Origin of the sequence: Ralstonia sp. TCR112 (genome assembly GCF_007997035.1) — a bacterium.
Taxonomy (GTDB): Bacteria; Pseudomonadota; Gammaproteobacteria; order Burkholderiales; family Burkholderiaceae; genus Ralstonia; species Ralstonia edaphi.
Genome location: NZ_VOSS01000011.1, coordinates 1 through 17,626, shown reverse-complemented (window position 1 = coordinate 17,626; position 17,626 = coordinate 1). Strand labels below are relative to the sequence as shown.

At 64.8% G+C, this 17,626-nt stretch carries 13 protein-coding genes and 3 pseudogenes; 13 read left to right on the top strand and 3 right to left on the bottom strand.

Annotated elements, in window-relative coordinates:
• From FUT88_RS04725 to FUT88_RS04710, 4 genes and pseudogenes are all read left to right on the top strand, one after another.
• Positions 1-363 (top strand): annotated as a pseudogene (locus tag FUT88_RS04725) (hypothetical protein); the annotation flags it as partial.
• A 125-nt stretch (positions 364-488) separates the two neighbouring features.
• Positions 489-923, top strand: coding sequence for a hypothetical protein (locus FUT88_RS04720; RefSeq protein ID WP_147214034.1), 435 nt, complete (start codon positions 489-491; stop codon positions 921-923).
• 16 nt (positions 924-939) lie between these two features.
• Positions 940-1,623, top strand: coding sequence for a C39 family peptidase (locus FUT88_RS04715; RefSeq protein WP_147214033.1), 684 nt, complete (start codon positions 940-942; stop codon positions 1,621-1,623).
• Between the two features lie 45 nt (positions 1,624-1,668).
• Positions 1,669-2,214, top strand: coding sequence for a hypothetical protein (locus FUT88_RS04710; protein WP_147214032.1), 546 nt, complete (start codon positions 1,669-1,671; stop codon positions 2,212-2,214).
• A gap of 1 nt (position 2,215) precedes the next feature.
• Here the strand turns inward: FUT88_RS04710 and FUT88_RS04705 are convergent, their stop codons facing one another.
• The 3 genes from FUT88_RS04705 to ilvA all read right to left on the bottom strand — a co-directional run bounded on the left by FUT88_RS04705 (position 2,216) and on the right by ilvA (position 6,119).
• A complete protein-coding gene (locus FUT88_RS04705; protein ID WP_147214031.1) occupies positions 2,216-3,538 on the bottom strand; it encodes a transporter in 1,323 nt (440 codons plus the stop codon).
• A 224-nt stretch (positions 3,539-3,762) separates the two neighbouring features.
• Complete coding sequence (gene queF, locus FUT88_RS04700; RefSeq protein WP_147214030.1) at positions 3,763-4,599, bottom strand: NADPH-dependent 7-cyano-7-deazaguanine reductase QueF; 837 nt, start codon at positions 4,597-4,599, stop codon at positions 3,763-3,765.
• Positions 4,599-6,119: a threonine ammonia-lyase, biosynthetic gene (ilvA, locus tag FUT88_RS04695; protein WP_147214029.1), complete on the bottom strand. Its 1,521-nt coding sequence runs from the start codon at positions 6,117-6,119 to the stop codon at positions 4,599-4,601. The genes queF and ilvA overlap by 1 nt, the downstream gene beginning before the upstream one ends.
• A gap of 161 nt (positions 6,120-6,280) precedes the next feature.
• Between ilvA and FUT88_RS04690 the strand changes: the two are divergent.
• From FUT88_RS04690 to FUT88_RS04650, 9 genes and pseudogenes are all read left to right on the top strand, one after another.
• A pseudogene (locus tag FUT88_RS04690) lies at positions 6,281-7,197 on the top strand (ion channel).
• Positions 7,198-7,228: 31 nt separating this feature from the next.
• Entirely contained in the window at positions 7,229-8,476 is a 1,248-nt protein-coding gene (locus FUT88_RS04685; protein ID WP_147214028.1) for a nucleoside recognition domain-containing protein, read from the top strand.
• A gap of 57 nt (positions 8,477-8,533) precedes the next feature.
• On the top strand, positions 8,534-9,115 hold the full coding sequence (locus FUT88_RS04680; protein ID WP_027678243.1) for a YqaA family protein: 582 nt from the start codon (positions 8,534-8,536) through the stop codon (positions 9,113-9,115).
• A gap of 199 nt (positions 9,116-9,314) precedes the next feature.
• Positions 9,315-13,352, top strand: coding sequence for a DUF3683 domain-containing protein (locus FUT88_RS04675; protein WP_147214027.1), 4,038 nt, complete (start codon positions 9,315-9,317; stop codon positions 13,350-13,352).
• Positions 13,349-13,801: an HIT family protein gene (locus tag FUT88_RS04670; RefSeq protein WP_186829238.1), complete on the top strand. Its 453-nt coding sequence runs from the start codon at positions 13,349-13,351 to the stop codon at positions 13,799-13,801. Before FUT88_RS04675 ends, FUT88_RS04670 begins: the two co-directional genes overlap by 4 nt.
• A 114-nt stretch (positions 13,802-13,915) precedes the next feature.
• On the top strand, positions 13,916-15,760 hold the full coding sequence (locus FUT88_RS04665; RefSeq protein WP_147214026.1) for an ABC transporter ATP-binding protein/permease: 1,845 nt from the start codon (positions 13,916-13,918) through the stop codon (positions 15,758-15,760).
• Between the two features lie 33 nt (positions 15,761-15,793).
• Complete coding sequence (locus FUT88_RS04660) at positions 15,794-16,210, top strand: gamma-butyrobetaine hydroxylase-like domain-containing protein (protein WP_147214025.1); 417 nt, start codon at positions 15,794-15,796, stop codon at positions 16,208-16,210.
• A gap of 53 nt (positions 16,211-16,263) precedes the next feature.
• The gene (ubiE, locus tag FUT88_RS04655) at positions 16,264-16,995 is read left to right on the top strand and encodes a bifunctional demethylmenaquinone methyltransferase/2-methoxy-6-polyprenyl-1,4-benzoquinol methylase UbiE (protein ID WP_012761151.1); all 732 of its coding nucleotides are present in this window, start codon (positions 16,264-16,266) and stop codon (positions 16,993-16,995) included.
• Between the two features lie 127 nt (positions 16,996-17,122).
• A pseudogene (locus tag FUT88_RS04650) lies at positions 17,123-17,626 on the top strand (hypothetical protein); the annotation flags it as partial.

Genomic DNA, 17,626 nt, shown 5'->3' with positions numbered 1-17,626 from the left:
AGGTGCGGGCGGCGCAGCGACCAACGTGGCAGGCAATGGCGGCGCAGGCGGCAGCGCGACCAACGGCAGCGCAACCAACGGCGCGGCGCGTCCACGGCCGGCAATGGCGCTGTGGGCGCAGTCGGTGCGGCCGGCGGCGCAGGTGGCGTTGGCAACGGCGGTGTCGGCAACGGCGCGGTGGGTGGCACGGGCGGTGCCGGCGGCACGGTCATGGTGGACGCAGGCACGTTCAACATGTCCAACGCCATGACCAGCGTGGGCCAGTCTGCAGCAGGCGTGATGGTGGCGAACCAGAACAGCGGCTTCGCTTCCCTCATCCAGCAAAGCATCAACGTGCAGGCCAACCTGAATGTCGGCAAGTAGCCCGGTATCGGGTATGAGCGGGGAAGTGCCGCGGCGCGCGGCGATTAAGCTTCGCGCATGACGGTGGATGGGGCCGGACTGCATCGGCGGTCCGGCCCGCAGTTGGAGCGTAGAGGAGACATTCGATGCGATCCGACAGAAGAACCACAGCAGGATGGGCGGCATGGTGGCTGGCATGCGGCCTGGCAGTGTGGCCAGCGGCAGCAACGATGGCGTCAGACGATGTGCCGATCGCAGACGGTGCGCAGGTCGCCAACACGGAAGCGGTGCGTCCCCCGGTCGCCGCGGCCGTGTCGGTGCCTGGGTTCGGTCATGCGGTGGGAGCAGATCGGCTCGACAGCTATCGCGGCGGCACGCAGGATCTCTACCAGACCGTCAATGACGCGCGCCTGTCGGGCACCGTGAGCGACAACGCCGCCGTCAACGTGGCGACGGGGTCGAACATCGTGCGCGACGGCTCGTTTGCCAATGCCAGCGGGATCCCCACGGTCATCCAGAACAGCGGAGCGAACGTGCTGATCCAGAACGCCACCATCGTCAACGTGCAGTTCCGGCCTTGAGCTTGTGAAGGACGGAATGATGCGCAAGACGTTGGGTGCAGTGCTGATGGCGCTGGCGTGCGGGCCTGCGTGGGCGGGCGCAGTCGACATGCTCGGCACGGGCGGCGGCACGTATGCCGTGCCGGTGACGAGCATGAAGGCCGCGCGCTATCTGCGCACCGTGCATCAGCGTTTCGACTTCAGTTGCGGGTCGGCCGCGGTGGCGACGCTGCTCACGTATCAGTACGGCTACCCGGTAAGCGAGCAGACCGTGTTCCAGGCCATGTACGAGCATGGCAACCAGGAGAAGATCCGGCGAGAAGGCTTTTCGCTGCTCGACATCAAACGCTATCTGGCCTCTCTGGGCTTTGAGGCGGATGGTTTCGAGCAGCCGCTGGATGCATTGAAGGACGCCCACTTGCCGGCCATCGTGCTGTTGACCGAGAACGGCTATCACCACTTCGTGGTGGTCAAGGGCGTGCAGGAAGGGCGCGTGCTCGTGGGCGATCCGGCCATGGGCACGCGTGCGATCCCGCGTGCGAGCTTCGAGAGCATGTGGGACAACCATTTGCTGTTCGTCGTCCACAACCGCGAGACGGGGGCGACGTTCAACGCTTCATCGGACTGGCGCGTGGCACCGCGTGCGCCGCTGGAGGAAGGCATGGACCGCAGCGGCCTGGGCAACATCGTCGTTCCCAAGCATGGTCCGTCCGACTTCTGAGCGTCAGTTGCGCGTTGCCGTCCGGTGGACGGGCAGGAGGGCATCATGAAGCGGTTTGGCAAGGTGGCGCGGGCTGCGGGATGTGCAGGATGGCTTGCGCTCGCTGCGGCCGGGCATGCGTATGCGGCCGGCATGGACAGCATGGACAACAACCCGGTCCATGCCTGGCACGCCGTGTCCGAAGACAAGCTCGACGACATGCGCGGCGGCTTCGATGTGCCCGCGCTTGCAGGGCTGCACATCTCGTTCGGCATCGACCGTGCGGTCTACATCAACGGCGATCTGGTGGCGAGCGCATCGGTCAACATCCCCGATGTAGCGCGAATGACGGCCGCGCAGGCGCAGCAACTGGCCTCGGTGGTCAATACGGTCAACCTCGTGCAGAACGGGCCCAACAATGTCGCGCCGCCTGACGTGACGGCGGGTGCGGCAGCGGCCGCCACGGTCATCCAGAACAGTCTGAACAACCAGACGCTGCAAGCCGTGACGACCATCAACGCAGCGGTCAACAGCCTGCCGCAGTTCCGTCAGCTGAATCTTTCCAACGTGCTGCAGGGCGCCCTGGCCAACGTCGTCACCCTGCTGCACTGAGCTAGAACTGGATCGGCAGGCGCAGCGTGACGGTCAGGTCCGGCGTGTCGCGCGTGAGGCCTGCACCCACCGACAGGTTCAGCGTCATCTTGGGCGAGAGCCGGTACGAATAGCCGACCAGCAACGTGCCGAGAATGGTTCGCACCGAGCCCGGCACGCGCTGACCGTTCTGCTTGGTCGGCGCGATGATGCTCTGGTCGTAGCCGATGGAGAACGACGCCTTTTCGTTCAGCGCCAGGCCCATGCCGAAGTTCAGGCCGATGATGTCGCCGGCCTTCACGTCGCCCAGGAACTGCTTCGAGCCGTCCACCAGGTTCAGGCTGACATCCTTGCGCTCGAAGTTGTGCAGGTAGCTGATGCTGCCGAAGAACACGGCGGGGTCGGTCGGGAACAGCCACGTCAGCCCCGGCTGTACCGCAAAGAAGCCTGAGCCCGTTGGTTGCTGCAGCGGCAGGCCGGTGCCCGTGGTATTGCTCACGCAGCGCGTCACGCAATCGGTGGTGACTTCAAACGGATCCTTGCCGGTGCGCGTCTTGAAACGCAACCAGCCGATGTAGAACGGCTTGTCGACACCGCCCGCATTGATCTGGTACCGCGCGGTCAGTTCCACATCGCCGATGCCGCGGCCGTGCGAGCTGAAAGCGTTGTCCGTCGCCGTGCCGGTGAACAGTTCGCGGCTGACGGTGTCGCTCGCGCTGTAGACATAGGGCACGCGCGCTTCCAGTTCCCAACGCCGCGCCAGGCCGTAGCGCACCGCCACCGTGCCGGTCAGCGTGGTGGTCTTCACCTGCCGCACGTCGATCAGCCCGATCAGCAGCGCGGGGATGATCGTGTAGCCCACCAGCGCCACGCGGTCCGACGACGAATACGCCATCTGCAATGACGGCTCGACGACCACCTTGCCCGGTGGTGTGAGCGCGCTGGGCTCGTCGAAGATCTGCGCGATGCGTGGCGGCCGGTCAGGCGGCTCCGGCGGTTTGCCGACAGGCGTGGTGCGTGTCTCTTCGTTCTGCGCAATTTGCGAAGCATCGCCCGCCGCGCCGGGAGCACCGGCACCGCGCACGGTATCGAGTCGGCCCTCGCTCATGCCGAGCGCGCGCCGCATGCGCCGAAGATGCGCTTCCTGTTGCTGGATGGAGCGCTTGAGTTCCTGCAGGCGCGCCTGCGTATCGGCAAGCTCGCGCTGCAGCGCTTCCAGGCTGGGCGGCTTGTCGTCCACCGGCTCGTTGGTCTGTGCAAGGACCGGCCCGCCGCAGAGCAGCAGGCATGCGCACGTAACCGCGTGGGTTGACCCACCTTGCGGCTTCCATGGCGTTTTCGTCATGGCATGTCCCCCGTCGAGAGCGCCCTGTCCACGAAAAGCGGATGGGCCCTTCACGATTTCCCCCGGGTGGCGTACTGCGGATACCACTATAGGCGAGCGAACGTGAAACGACAGGGCGTTGGCGTCCACAAAATGGACGAGGGGCGCATGCCCGTTTGGCGGATCGCCCAGGCAAGAAAAAAGGCGCCCGGAGGCGCCTCGTGTGTCTTACGCAGCGTCAGCGCTTACTGACGTGCATTGCGCAGGTTATCCGGCCACGGCGTGTTGTAGTTGGTGCGGAACGGGTTGATGTCCAACCCGCCACGCCGCGTATAGCGTGCATAGACGGCCAGTTTGACCGGCCGGCACTGACGCAGGATGTCCGTAAAGATCCGCTCCACGCATTGCTCGTGAAATTCGTTGTGCTCGCGGAACGAGATCAGGTACTTGAGCAGCGCCTCCTGGTTGATCGGCGCACCCACGTAGCGGATCTGCACGCTGCCCCAATCCGGCTGACCCGTCACCAGGCAGTTGGACTTCAGCAAGTGCGACACCAGCGTTTCTTCGACCGGGCTTTCTTCCTCGTCGGCATGCAGCAGCTCGGGCGTAGGCTGGTAGACATCCGTTTCGATGTCCAGCCGATCGAGCAGCAGGCCGTCGAGTTCGCCCATGCGTTGCCGGGCAAATTCTTCGTGCGTGACGATGCGGACCTGCACCGGCGCTCCGCACGCTTCCGACAGATCGTGGTGGATCAACTGCTGCAGCGCTTCGTGCGACGCCACCTTCGTCTGGTTGAACGAATTCAGATACAGCTTGAACGACTTCGATTCAACGATGTTGGGCGAATCGGCCGGCACGATCACGGTGCCCAGCGCCACCTGCGGCTTGCCGCGCAGGTTCAGCCACGACAGCTCGTACAGGTTCCAGAGATCCACGCCGAAGAAGGGCAGGGCCGTGCCGGCGGCAAGGCCGATCTCGTCGCGCTTGCGCTGGCGCGGAATCGGAAACAGCAGGCTCGGGTCGTATTCCGTCTTGTAGGCGGAGGTCTTACCGAGCGGCGAATGTTCGGGTTGGTTGCTCATCACAAAAACAGGCTGTAGACGGGGTTCTCGCTTTCGTCCCAATAGGTATAGCCCAGCGTGGCGAGGAACGCCTTGAACTCGCGCTTCTCGTTCTTCGGTACCTGGATGCCGACGAGGATGTTGCTCGAATCCGCGCCCTGATTCCGGTAGTGGAACAGGCTGATGTTCCAGTTCGGGCTCATGCTCGAGAGGAACTTCATCAGCGCGCCCGGCCGCTCGGGAAACTCGAAGCGGTAGAGATGCTCGTTTTCTGCCAGCGGCGAACGGCCGCCCACCATGTAGCGGATGTGCTGCTTGGCCAGTTCGTCGTTCGACAGGTCGAGCGTCGGGAAACCGTGCTTGCGGAAGTTCTCGGCAATCTTGTCGCCCTCTGCGCGCGACGCAATTTGCACGCCCACGAAGATATGCGCGGCGTCCTTGCTGGCAATGCGGTAGTTGAACTCCGTCACGTTGCGCGACCAGCCGACCAGTTCGCAGAAGCGCTTAAAGCTGCCGCGCTCTTCGGGAATCGTCACGGCAAACACGGCTTCGCGCGCCTCGCCCACTTCGGCACGCTCGGCCACGAAGCGCAGGCGGTCGAAGTTCATGTTCGCGCCGCTGGCCACGGCCACGAGCGATTCGTTCTTCAGCTTATGCGTTTCGGCATACTGCTTGAGGCCGGCCAGCGCCAGCGCACCCGAAGGCTCCAGCAGGCTGCGCGTGTCCTGGAACACGTCCTTGAGCGCGGCGCAGATGGCATCCGTATCCACGGTGATGATCTCGTCGACGAGTTCGCGCGTGAGGCGGAACGTTTCCTTGCCGACAAGCTTGACCGCCGTGCCGTCCGCAAACAGGCCCACCTCCTTCAGTTCGACGCGCTTGCCGGCGGCCACCGAGCGCGCCATCGCGTCGGAATCCACGCTTTGCACGCCGATGACCTTGACGTCGGGCCGCACGGCCTTCACGTAGGCCGCAATGCCCGAGATCAGCCCGCCACCGCCAATCGAGCAAAAGATCGCATGGATCGGCTGCGGATGCTGGCGCAGGATTTCCATGGCGATGGTGCCCTGGCCGGCAATCACTTCCGGATCGTCGAACGGGTGGACGAAGGTGTAGCCGTGCTTCTCTTGCAGCTTGGCGGCGTGGTTGTACGCGTCGGAATAGCTTTCACCGTGCAGCACGACCTCGACCCATTCGCCGCCGCGCGAGCGCACGCCGTCAATCTTCAACTGCGGCGTCGTCACCGGCATGCAGATCACGGCCTTGCATTCCATGCGCGCCGCACTGAAAGCCACGCCCTGCGCGTGGTTGCCCGCCGATGCCGTAATCACCCCGCGCTTGCGCTCGGCCGGCGTGAGCGACGCCATCTTGTTGTAGGCGCCGCGCAGCTTGAACGAGAACACCGGCTGGTCATCCTCGCGCTTGAGGTAGACGCGGTTGCCGGTGCGCGCCGACAGGTTCGGCGCGAACTTCAGCTCGGTTTCCACCGCGACGTCATAGACCTTCGCAGTCAGGATTTTCTTGAGGTAATCGATGGCCATGGTGCGGACCGGGGTTGGACGTGAACAGAGCCCGTAAGCCTATCACGCGGCGCCTGGGCCGACCGGCCCGCCTGGCCTGCCTTGCCGGACGGGCGCGCCGGTCGGTACACTGCCCCGGCCGCGTCCGGGCGGGCGCGGCGCATCATCGGCGAGAGGCCTCCATGAACACCCCGTCGTCTTCCTCCGAGCGTGCCGGACGCGCGCGCCGGGGCCGCAAAGTCTGGTCCGGAACGCAGCACGTCATTGCCTACGGCATGCCGCCGCTGGGCTGGCGCGACGTTTATCACCATGCGCTGGAGGTCAACTGGCCGACCTTCTTCGCGTTGCTGGCGACGATGTTCCTGGCGCTGAATGCGGTATTCGCGGGGCTGTATTCGCTCGGCGACGGCGCGATCGCGAACCAGTCGCCGCCCGGCTTCGTCGGCGCCTTCTTCTTCAGCGTCGAGACGCTGGCCACGGTCGGCTACGGCGACATGCACCCGCAAACGCTCTACGCCCACGTCATCGCCACGCTGGAGATCTTCATCGGCATGTCGGGCATCGCCATGGCGACGGGAATGGTGTTTGCGCGATTCTCACGCCCGCGCGCCAAGATCATGTTTGCCCGCAACGTTGTCGTGCGGCCGCTCAACGGCAAGTCCACGCTGATGCTGCGCGCCGCCAATGCGCGCCAGAACGTCATCGCCGAGGCCACCGCCCGGCTGCGCCTGATGCAGGACGAGGTCTCGCCCGAGGGCTACTCGATCTACAAGATTCACGACCTGAAGCTGGAGCGCAGCGAGCACCCGATCTTCCTGCTGGGCTGGGTGATGATGCACGTCATCGACGAGACCAGCCCGCTGCATCGCGCCACCGCAGAATCGCTCGCCGCCGGTGACGCCTTGCTGCTGCTGACCATCGAGGGCGCCGACGAGACCGCCGCGCAGACCGTGCAGGCCCGCTATTCCTGGCGGCACGACGAGATCCGCTGGAACTATCGCTATGCCGACCTCATCCGCGACGAGGGCGCGTCACGTCGGTGGACTACGACAACTTCCACCTGATCCACCCGATCGAGACGCCCCCGCAGGCACAATGAGCGGCTTGTCCGATTCCAACGCGCAACCCCCGTGGCCCTGAACCTCGTCTGGCTCGCCTTCTTTCTCGTCGCCTTCGTCACCGCCTGCGTGCAGGTGGTGCAGGGCGACATGGAAGTCTTCTCGCGCATGTTGACCGGTATGTTCGATGCCGCGCGCACCGGCTTCGAAATCGCCATCGGCCTGACCGGCATGATGGCGCTGTGGCTCGGCATCATGCGCGTGGGCGAGCGCGCCGGCGTGGTCGATCTGTTTGCGCGGCTCGTGAACCCGGTGATGCGGCACTTGTTTCCCTCCGTGCCGGCCGGCCACCCCGCCAACGGCGCGATGATGATGAACGTGTCGGCCAACGTCCTCGGCCTGGACAACGCCGCTACGCCGCTCGGCCTCCAAGCCATGCGCGAGCTGCAGCAGATCAACCCGCAGCCGCAGCGCGCCAGCGATGCGCAGCTGATGTTTGTGGTGCTCAACACCGCAGGGGTGACGCTGGTACCGACGTCCGTCATCGCCATCCGCCAGGCCATGGCCGTCAAGCAGGGGCTGGTGGGTTTCAACGCGGCGGACATCTTCCTGCCGACGTTGCTGTCCACGTTCATCGGCTTCTGCGCGGGCATTGCGGCCGTGGCGTGGTACCAACGCATCAATCTGTTCAAGCCGGCGCTGCTGGCGTATTTCGGCGGCTTTGTCGCGGCGATGGGGCTGCTGTTTGCGTGGCTGCACCAGTTTCCGCCGCAGCAGATGGCGACGTGGATCGGCCTGATCGGCGCGGGCGCCATCCTCACCATCGTCGTGGCGTTCCTGGTCTGTGGGGCATTTCGTCGCATCAATGTGTACGAAACCTTCGTCGATGGCGCCAAGGACGGCTTCCAGGTCGCCATCGGCATCGTTCCGTATCTCGTCGCGGTGCTGGTGGGGATTGCCGTGTTTCGCGCGGCGGGGTGCATGGATGTCCTGATGCAGGGGCTTTCTGCGCTGTTCACGCACCTGGGCATCGACACGCGCTTTGTGCCGGCGCTGCCCGTGGGGCTGATGAAGACGTTGTCCGGCGCCGGCGCGCGCGGCCTGATGGTCGACGTGATGACGACCTACGGCGTCGATTCCTTCCAGGGAAAGCTGGCCGCCATCATCCAGGGCTCGACCGAGACCACGTTCTACGTGCTGGCCGTGTACTTCGGCAGCGTCGGCATCAAGGACACGCGGTACGCGCTGGCTTGCGGGCTGTGGGCCGACCTGATCGGGCTCGTCGGCGCCGTGCTTGTCGCCTACCTGTTCTTCGCCTGACCGGCTAGGGCGGCCCCCAAGCGACGCCGCGGCCGCCCGCCCTCTACAATCGATCGCATGGAACAGTGGATCGACACGCTTTTTGCCACGCTCGCCCTGCCCAAGGTCGGGCTGCCTGCCATCTTCGTCGTCAGTTTCATTTCGGCGACGCTGCTGCCGCTGGGCTCCGAGCCGGCGGTCTTTGCGTACATCAAGCTCAATCCGGACATGTTCTGGCCCGCCATCGTGGTGGCCACACTCGGCAACACGCTGGGCGGCATGGTCGACTGGTGGATGGGCTATGCGGCCAAGCTGGCGCTGGTGCGCTACCACCTGGCGCGCCGCCGCCGCCAGCACAACGCCGAGCACGCCCAGCACGTGCCGCACCCCAAGCGCCACCGCGAGCCCCCGCTCGACAAGAAATACTTCCGCTGGATGCGCCGCATCGGCCCGGTGTCGCTGCTGGTGTCGTGGCTGCCCGGCATCGGCGACCCGCTCTGCACGCTGGCCGGTTGGCTGCGCCTGAAGTTCTGGCCCAGCGTCATGTACATGGCCATCGGCAAATTCCTGCGCTATCTGGCGATGACCGCGGCGCTCATGACCCTGCCCGACGGCTTCTGGCACGGCATCTTTGGCTGGATCAAGGCTGTAATGATCTGACGTTTGCGTGGCGTGGGGCGCACTCTCAGGCCTTCGCGCTTTTCGCAAGCCATTGAAAACGCGACGCTTTTCCCGCCCATATCAGCCGCAGGGATACCGTTGCTGCAACGCATCAACGGCGCGCGTTGCAGTACAATCGCCCTTTAAAGACCGCGCGCTCTTGTCCTCCTTGCCGCGACCTCCTCCCCAGCGGCACGCCATGAATGCCCCACTTCTGATCGACGCCAAACTCACGGCGCAGGACGCTGCGCCCCGGCTGCGCGAGATTCCCTACAACTACACCTCGTTCTCGGATCGGGAAATCGTCATCCGTCTGCTGGGCGAGTCTGCGTGGCAGATCCTGGACGAACTGCGCGCCGAGCGTCGCACCGGCCGATCGGCACGGATGCTGTACGAAGTGCTGGGCGACATCTGGGTGGTGCGTCGCAACCCGTATCTGCAGGACGACCTGCTCGACAACCCGAAGCGCCGGCAGATGCTGATCGACGCACTCAATCACCGCCTGGCGGAGATCGAGAAGCGCCGTGTGGCCGATCACGATTCGCACCACGACCCCGTGGGCGACGAGCGCGCCAGCAAGGTCGAGCAGCTGGTTGTGCATGCCCGCCGCGCCGTCAAGGCATTCCAGGAAGAGTTCGCCCAGGTGTATGACCTGCGCCGCCGCGCCCAGAAGGTGCTCGGCCGTGTCACCGCGAAGGACAACATCAAGTTCGACGGCCTGTCGCGCGTGTCGCACGTGACCGATGCCACCGACTGGCGTGTCGAATATCCGTTCGTCGTGCTCACGCCCGATACGGAAGAAGAAATTGCCGGCATCGTCAAGGGCTGCTTCGAACTGGGTCTGACCATCATCCCGCGCGGAGGCGGCACCGGCTACACCGGCGGCGCCGTGCCGCTCACGCCGTTCTCGGCCGTCATCAATACGGAAAAGCTGGAGCGTCTGGATGCGGTCGAGATGACCGACCTGCCGGGCGTCGATCACCCCGTGGCGACCATCTATTCGGGCGCCGGCGTGGTGACGCGTCGCGTGGCGGATGCGGCGGACAAGGCCGGTCTCGTCTTCGCCGTGGACCCGACTTCGATCGACGCGTCGTGCATAGGCGGCAACGTCGCCATGAACGCGGGCGGCAAGAAGGCCGTGCTGTGGGGCACCGCGCTGGACAACCTCGCCTGGTGGCGCATGGTTGACCCGGACGGCAACTGGCTCGAAGTCCAGCGCCTGAATCACAACCTCGGCAAGATTCACGATGCGCCGGTCGTCACCTTCGAGCTGAAGTGGTTCGACGGCAACGCGCCGGTCGGCGCCAAGCTGCTGCGCACCGAGACGCTTACCATCGAAGGCCGCAAGTTCCGCAAGGAAGGCCTTGGCAAGGACGTCACCGACAAGTTCCTGGCCGGCCTGCCCGGCGTGCAGAAGGAAGGCTGCGACGGCATCATCACCAGCGCGCGCTGGATCCTGCACCGTATGCCCAAGTCGGTCCGCACCGTGTGCCTGGAGTTCTTCGGCCAGGCGCGTGACGCGATCCCGAGCATCGTCGAGATCAAGGATTACCTCGACGCCGAGACCAAGAAGCCCGGCGGCGCCATCCTCGCGGGCCTGGAACATTTGGACGAGCGCTACCTGCGCGCGGTCGGCTACGCCACCAAGAGCAAGCGCAACGCGTTCCCGAAGATGGTGCTCATCGGTGACATCGTCGGCGACGACGATGACGCCGTGGCGCGCGCCACCTCGGAAGTGATCCGCCTGGCCAACGGCAAGAGCGGCGAAGGCTTCGTGGCCGTGAGCCCCGAGGCACGCAAGAAGTTCTGGCTGGACCGCTCGCGCACGGCCGCGATTGCCAAGCACACCAACGCCTTCAAGATCAACGAAGACGTGGTGATCCCGCTCAATCGCATGGGCGAGTACACCGACGGCATCGAGCGCATCAATATCGAGCTGTCGATCAAGAGCAAGCTCAAGCTGACCGACGCGCTGCTCGATTTCTTTGCCGGCAGCAACTTGCCGCTGGGCCGCACCGACGACGCCAACGAAATCCCCAGCGCTGAACTGCTGGAAGACCGCGTGCAACAGGCGCAGCAACTGCTGCGCGCCACGCGTGCACGTTGGCAATATCTGCTGGACCATCTCGACACGCCTGTCACCACGGCGCGGGCGAGCCTCATCGGCCTTGGCCTGGGCTACCTTGCGCAGACCATCGACGACCGTCTAGTGAATCAGCCTGACGCCAACCTGTTCCACCTGCTGCAGGATCGGACGATCCGCGTGTCGTGGAAGTCGGAGATTCGCGCCGAGCTGCGCAAGATCTTCAACGGCGGCGAGTTCAAGCCGATCCTCGACGAGGCCCAGGCGATCCACAAGAAAGTGCTGCGCGGCCGCGTGTTCGTCGCCCTGCACATGCACGCCGGCGACGGCAACGTGCACACCAACATCCCCGTCAACTCGGATGACTACGACATGCTGCAGGACGCCCACAAGGCGGTGGCCCGCATCATGACGCTGGCGCGTTCGCTGGACGGTGTGATTTCGGGCGAGCACGGCATCGGCATCACCAAGCTGGAATTCCTGACCGACGAAGAGATCGCCGACTTCGCTGCCTACAAGCGCCGCGTCGATCCGAACGGCCGCTTCAACAAGGGCAAGCTGCTGCGCGACATCAACGACCCGCAAGGCCTGGCCGCTGATCTGCGCAACGCCTATACGCCGTCGTTCGGCCTGATGGGGCACGAGTCGATCATCATGCAGCAGAGCGACATCGGCGCCATCTCGGAGTCGATCAAGGACTGCCTGCGCTGCGGCAAGTGCAAACCGGTGTGCGCCACGCACGTGCCGCGCGCCAATCTGCTGTACAGCCCGCGCAACAAGATTCTTGCCACCTCGCTGCTCATCGAGGCCTTCCTGTACGAAGAACAGACGCGCCGCGGCGTGTCGGTCAAGCACTGGGAAGAGTTTGCCGATGTGGGCGACCATTGCACGGTCTGCCACAAGTGCGTGACGCCGTGCCCGGTCAAGATCGATTTCGGCGATGTGTCGATGAACATGCGCAACCTGCTGCGCAAGATGGGGCAGAAGAAGTTCAACCCCGGCACGGCAGCGGCGATGTTCTACCTGAACGCGACCAACCCCGAGACGATCAACCTCACCCGCAAGGTGATGTTCGACTGGGGCTACAAGGCGCAGCGTCTGGGCAACGACATCCTGAAGAAGTTCGCCAAGAAGCAGACCGCCCGGCCGCCCGCGACGGTAGGCAAGCCGCCCGTGCGCGAGCAGGTGATCCACTTCATCAACAAGAAGATGCCGGGCAACCTGCCCAAGAAGACCGCACGCGCGTTGCTGGACATCGAGGACAACGAGATCGTCCCGATCATCCGCAACCCGAAGGCGACCACGCCCGATAGCGAGGCGGTCTTCTACTTCCCGGGCTGCGGCTCGGAGCGCCTGTTCTCGCAGGTGGGTCTGGCCACGCAGGCAATGCTGTGGCACGCCGGTGTGCAGACGGTGCTGCCGCCGGGCTACCTGTGCTGCGGTTATCCGCAGCGCGGCACGGGCCAGTTCGACAAGGCCGAGAAGATCGTCACCGACAACCGCGTGCTGTTCCACCGCGTGGCCAACACGCTCAACTACCTCGACATCAAGACGGTGGTGGTGAGCTGCGGCACCTGCTACGACCAGCTGGCCGGATATGAATTCGACAAGATCTTCCCGGGCTGCCGGATCATCGACATTCACGAATACCTGCTCGAGAAGGGCGTGAAGATCGACGGTGTGCAAGGCACGCGGTACATGTACCACGACCCCTGTCACACCCCGATCAAGACGATGGACCCGACCAAGCTGGTCAACCAGCTGATGGGCGGCAACATCGGCGCCGATGGCCAGACTCGCGCGATCGAGAAGAACGACCGCTGCTGCGGTGAGTCGGGCACCCTGGCGATTTCGCGCCCCGACATTTCCACGCAGGTCCGCTTCCGCAAGGAAGAAGAGATGCAGAAGGGCGCCGACAAGCTGCGCAGTCTCGGCCAGACCGCAGGCCAGGGCGGCGAGGCGTTCAACGGCGACGTGAAGATCCTCACGAGCTGCCCGGCATGTCTGCAGGGCCTGTCGCGCTACACCGAAGATGTTTCGGTGCAGGCCGACTACATCGTGGTCGAGATGGCGCGTCACGTGCTCGGCGAAACCTGGCTGCAGGACTACGTCGCGCAGGCCAACGCCGGCGGCATCGAGCGGGTTCTGGTGTGACGGCTACGGTGACCGGCGAGCGCGCGCCCGGCTGCGCGCTGTGCGAGACGGACGGCGGCGAACCCGTCTGGCGCAATGGCCGCGCGCGCGTGGTGCTGGTCGAGCACGCGCGCTTTCCGGGCTTTTGCCGCGTCATCTGGAACGACCACGTGGCTGAGCAGACCGATCTGTCCGATGCCGATCGCCACTGGCTGATGGACATCGTCACCCGGGTGGAGCGCGTGCTGCGCGCCGAACTGGCGCCCGACAAGATCAACCTCGCGAGCTTCGGCAATTTCGTGCCGCATCTGCATTGGCATGTCATCCCGCGCTATCGGTGGGACACGCATTTCCCGGAAGCCGTGTGGGGCCCCGAGCAACGCGCGCCCGATACTGCGCGCATGGCCGAGATCACGGCCAAGTTGCCGGCGCTGTCGTACGCGCTGCAAGCGGCGCTGGCCGACGCCTGAGCCCCCTCGGCGATACGGTGGGTAACGCCTGGTAACGCATCGCCCCGTCGTGCGCGGAACCCCTGTGACTCGCACGGCGTCTGATTCTCTTTCTGTTGCGCCAACGCCCTCGCCATGACGACACCGCGCACCGCCGCCACGCCCGATTCCCACAAGGATTCCATCTCCGAACTGACCGTCCACCATGGGCGGCTGAATTTGTCGGAAACCTGGCAACTGATTCGTCCGTACTGGTTTTCGGAAGATCGTCACAAGGCCTGGGGGCTGCTCGCGCTGGTGATCGCCCTGAACCTGTTTCTGGTCTACATGAACGTGCTGTTCACGGACTGGAATCGGCTTTTCTACAATGCGCTCGAGCAGAAGAACTACGGCGAATTCTGGACGCAACTGGGCCGCTTTTCATGGATCGCCGCATTGCTGATCTTTGGCTCCATCATGCGGTTGTACTACTCGATGATGCTGCAGATGCGGTGGCGGACCTGGATTACCGGCAGCTTCCTCGACGACTGGCTTAGCAAGCAGGCGTTCTACCGCCTGGAGCAGACGCACAGCGCCGACAACCCCGACCAACGGATCGCCGACGACCTGCGCACGTTCACCGATGCAACGCTCACCTTGGCGCTGGGCTTCCTGAATTCGGCTGTCACGCTGGTGTCATTCTTCGGGATTCTGTGGGCGGTGTCGGGGCCGCTGGCGTTCAGCCTGGGTGGCCACGACTTTGTGATTCCCGGCTACATGGTGTGGTTTGCGCTGCTGTACTCGATCGTGGGCTCGGTGATCATCCACTTTGTGGGGCGGCCACTGATCGGGCTGTCGTTCCAGCAGGAGCGTTACGAGGCGTACTTCCGCTTCCTGCTCGTGCGCGTGCGCGAGAACAGCGAGAGCATCGCCCTGTACCGCGGCGAGCCGACCGAGAAAGCCATCCTGCGCGGCCGCTTCGAGCGCATCCGCGCCAACTGGAACCAGTTGATGGACTACACGCGGCGCCTGACCTTTGCCAGTTCCGGCTATGCGCAGTTCGCCATCATCTTCCCGTTTCTGGTGTCGGCGCCGCGCTACTTTGGCGGCACGCTTACGCTGGGCGGCATGATGCAGGTCGCCACCGCGTTCGGGCAGGTTCAGGACGCCATGTCGTGGTTTGTCACGAATTACCGCACGCTGGTCACCTGGAAGGCTTCCACCAACCGTCTGATCGAATTCCAGCGTGCCATCCGTGCCGCCGAGCGTGAAGAAGAGCACCGCGCCGGCGTGCGCGATGTCGAGGTGGAAACCGCGGCCGTACCCGCCATCGAAGCCCATGGTCTTGCGCTGAACCTGCCGAACCGCAAGCCCGAAGACATGCTGGTCGAGCCCTTCGACATGACGCTGGCACGCGGTGAGCGTGTGCTTGTCAACGGTCCGTCCGGCTGCGGCAAAAGCACGCTGGTGCGCGCCGTGGCCGGTATCTGGCCCTATGGCAGCGGCCGCATCGAAGTCCCGCAGGACGCCCGCGTGCTGTTCCTGCCGCAGCGCAGCTATCTGCCCTCCGGCACGCTGGCTGACGCGCTTTCGTATCCGGATCTGGCCACCCAATACACCGCGGAGCGTCTGACTCAGGTGCTCATCGCCTGCCGCTTGCCCGCGCTGGCCGGCCTGTTGGACGAGGTGAGCAACTGGAGCCTGCGCCTGTCGCCCGGCGAGCAGCAGCGCCTGGCTTTTGCACGGGCTTTGCTGCAGCGCCCCGATTACCTCTTCCTCGACGAGGCCACCAGCGCACTCGACGAAGACACCGAAGCGTTCATGTACAGCCTGATGCTCGAATCGATGCCCGATGTGACCATCGTCAGCGTGGCGCACCGCAGCACCGTGGCACGATTCCACCATCGCCGCCTGCGCTACGTCCCCGAAGGCAACCCGTTGACTGCGGTAAGCTATCGGGTGGTGGAAGAGCCCGCGCACGTTGCGCTGGCCGCTTCCTGAAACACCGTTTTTCTGACTCGACGAGACGTTTTCATGGCCGGACTTTCCGCCGACACCCCGCACCCGACCGGCATTACCGTCCACACGCAATCGCGCGTGCTGGAGATCGCCTTTGCCGATGGCAAACAGTTCAGCCTGCCGTTCGAATATCTGCGCGTGCTGTCGCCGTCGGCTGAAGTGCAGGGGCACGGGCCCGGCCAGGAAGTGCTGCAGACCGGCAAGCGCGAGGTCGGCATTGTCGGCGTCGAGCCGGTGGGCAATTACGCGATCCGGCCGCTGTTCTCCGACGGTCACGATTCCGGCATCTTCGACTGGGCCTACCTGTACCGCCTCGGCATTGAGCAGGCCACGCTCTGGCAGGCGTATCTCGATCGTCTGGCTGCTGCCGGCGTCGACCGCGACGCCCCGATGGCAGAGAACGCTGGCCACGCCTGCGGCCACAGCCACTGATTCCCGATTCACTTCGCGGCGCCTGGGCGCTGCATCCGCATCCTTTTTTTGTCATGAGCCAAACCCACTTCGGATTCCAGCAGGTCGATGAGCAGGAGAAGGCCGGCAAGGTCGCCGGCGTGTTCCATTCCGTCGCGAGCAAGTACGACGTGATGAACGACCTGATGTCCGGCGGCCTGCACCGCGTGTGGAAGATGTTCACCATCGCCCAGGCAGCGGTCCGCCCGGGCTACAAGGTGCTCGACATCGCGGGCGGCACGGGCGACCTGGCCAAGGCGTTCGCCCGCCAGGCCGGCCCCACCGGCGAGGTGTGGCTGACTGACATCAACGAGTCGATGCTGCGCGTCGGCCGTGATCGCCTGCTCGATGCCGGCGTGCTCACCCCCACCGCGCTGTGCGACGCCGAGCACATTCCCTTTCCGAATGCTTACTTCGACGTGGTGACAGTGGCATTCGGCTTGCGCAACATGACGCACAAGGATCGCGCGCTTGCCGAAATGCGTCGCGTGGTGAAGCCAGGCGGCAAGGTCATGGTGCTGGAGTTCTCCAAGGTGTGGCAGCCGTTGGAGAAGGCTTACGACCTGTACTCGTTCAAGGTGCTGCCGTGGTTGGGCAGCAAAGTGGCGGGCGACCCCGAAAGCTACCGCTACTTGGCCGAATCCATCCGCATGCACCCGGATCAGGAAACGCTCAAGCAGATGATGGAACAGGCCGGATTGGACTCGGTCGAATACTTCAATCTGACAGCAGGTGTCGTGGCTCTGCACGTCGGCCGTCGCCTCTAAGTGTTTCCGTCGTTCCGCCAGATGGGCGATGCAGCGCGCTGCGGCGATATGCCACGATCCTTCACATTGAATTTCGGCATTGACGTCTTCATCTAATGGCGTCACTGCCATTGGAGAGAAGACAGCGATGAGTTTGCATTGGGGTGGAAAATTGATGGCGGGCGCGCTGGTCGCGACGCTCGCACTGGGCACGGCAATCGACGCCAACGCCAAGCGCATGGGCGGCAGCCGCAGCATCGGCAAGCAGTCGTCCACGGTGACGCAACGCCAGCAGACGCCGCCGGCCACAACGCCGTCGCCCACGCAGCAGGCCGCGCCCGCCGCGCAACCATCGCCGGCCGCACCAGCTCCGGCCGCGCCGGCCGCAAAGCCCGGACGTAACTGGGGCGGCATGCTGGGTGGCCTGGCTGCCGGCCTGGGCCTCGGTTATCTCCTGTCGAAGTTCGGTCTGGGCGCGGGCCTTGCCTCGTTGCTGTCGAACCTGATCCTGATCGCGCTTGTCGCGTTCGTGGTGATGTGGATCATCCGCAAGGTGCGAGGCAGCCGTCCGCAAGGTCCGGCCTACGCCACGGGCGGCCCGTCGCTGGGTGGCGATCGTGAGCCCTACGTGCCGCAACCTGCCGCGCCGGCC

Coding starts and splice junctions, on each gene's coding strand:
- FUT88_RS04720 (WP_147214034.1), top strand. CDS start 489: ATGCGATCCGACAGAAGAACCACAGCAGGATGGGCGGCATGGTGGCTG.
- FUT88_RS04715 (WP_147214033.1), top strand. CDS start 940: ATGATGCGCAAGACGTTGGGTGCAGTGCTGATGGCGCTGGCGTGCGGG.
- FUT88_RS04710 (WP_147214032.1), top strand. CDS start 1,669: ATGAAGCGGTTTGGCAAGGTGGCGCGGGCTGCGGGATGTGCAGGATGG.
- FUT88_RS04705 (WP_147214031.1), bottom strand. CDS start 3,538: ATGACGAAAACGCCATGGAAGCCGCAAGGTGGGTCAACCCACGCGGTT.
- queF (WP_147214030.1), bottom strand. CDS start 4,599: ATGAGCAACCAACCCGAACATTCGCCGCTCGGTAAGACCTCCGCCTAC.
- ilvA (WP_147214029.1), bottom strand. CDS start 6,119: ATGGCCATCGATTACCTCAAGAAAATCCTGACTGCGAAGGTCTATGAC.
- FUT88_RS04680 (WP_027678243.1), top strand. CDS start 8,534: ATGGAACAGTGGATCGACACGCTTTTTGCCACGCTCGCCCTGCCCAAG.
- FUT88_RS04675 (WP_147214027.1), top strand. CDS start 9,315: ATGAATGCCCCACTTCTGATCGACGCCAAACTCACGGCGCAGGACGCT.
- FUT88_RS04665 (WP_147214026.1), top strand. CDS start 13,916: ATGACGACACCGCGCACCGCCGCCACGCCCGATTCCCACAAGGATTCC.
- FUT88_RS04660 (WP_147214025.1), top strand. CDS start 15,794: ATGGCCGGACTTTCCGCCGACACCCCGCACCCGACCGGCATTACCGTC.
- ubiE (WP_012761151.1), top strand. CDS start 16,264: ATGAGCCAAACCCACTTCGGATTCCAGCAGGTCGATGAGCAGGAGAAG.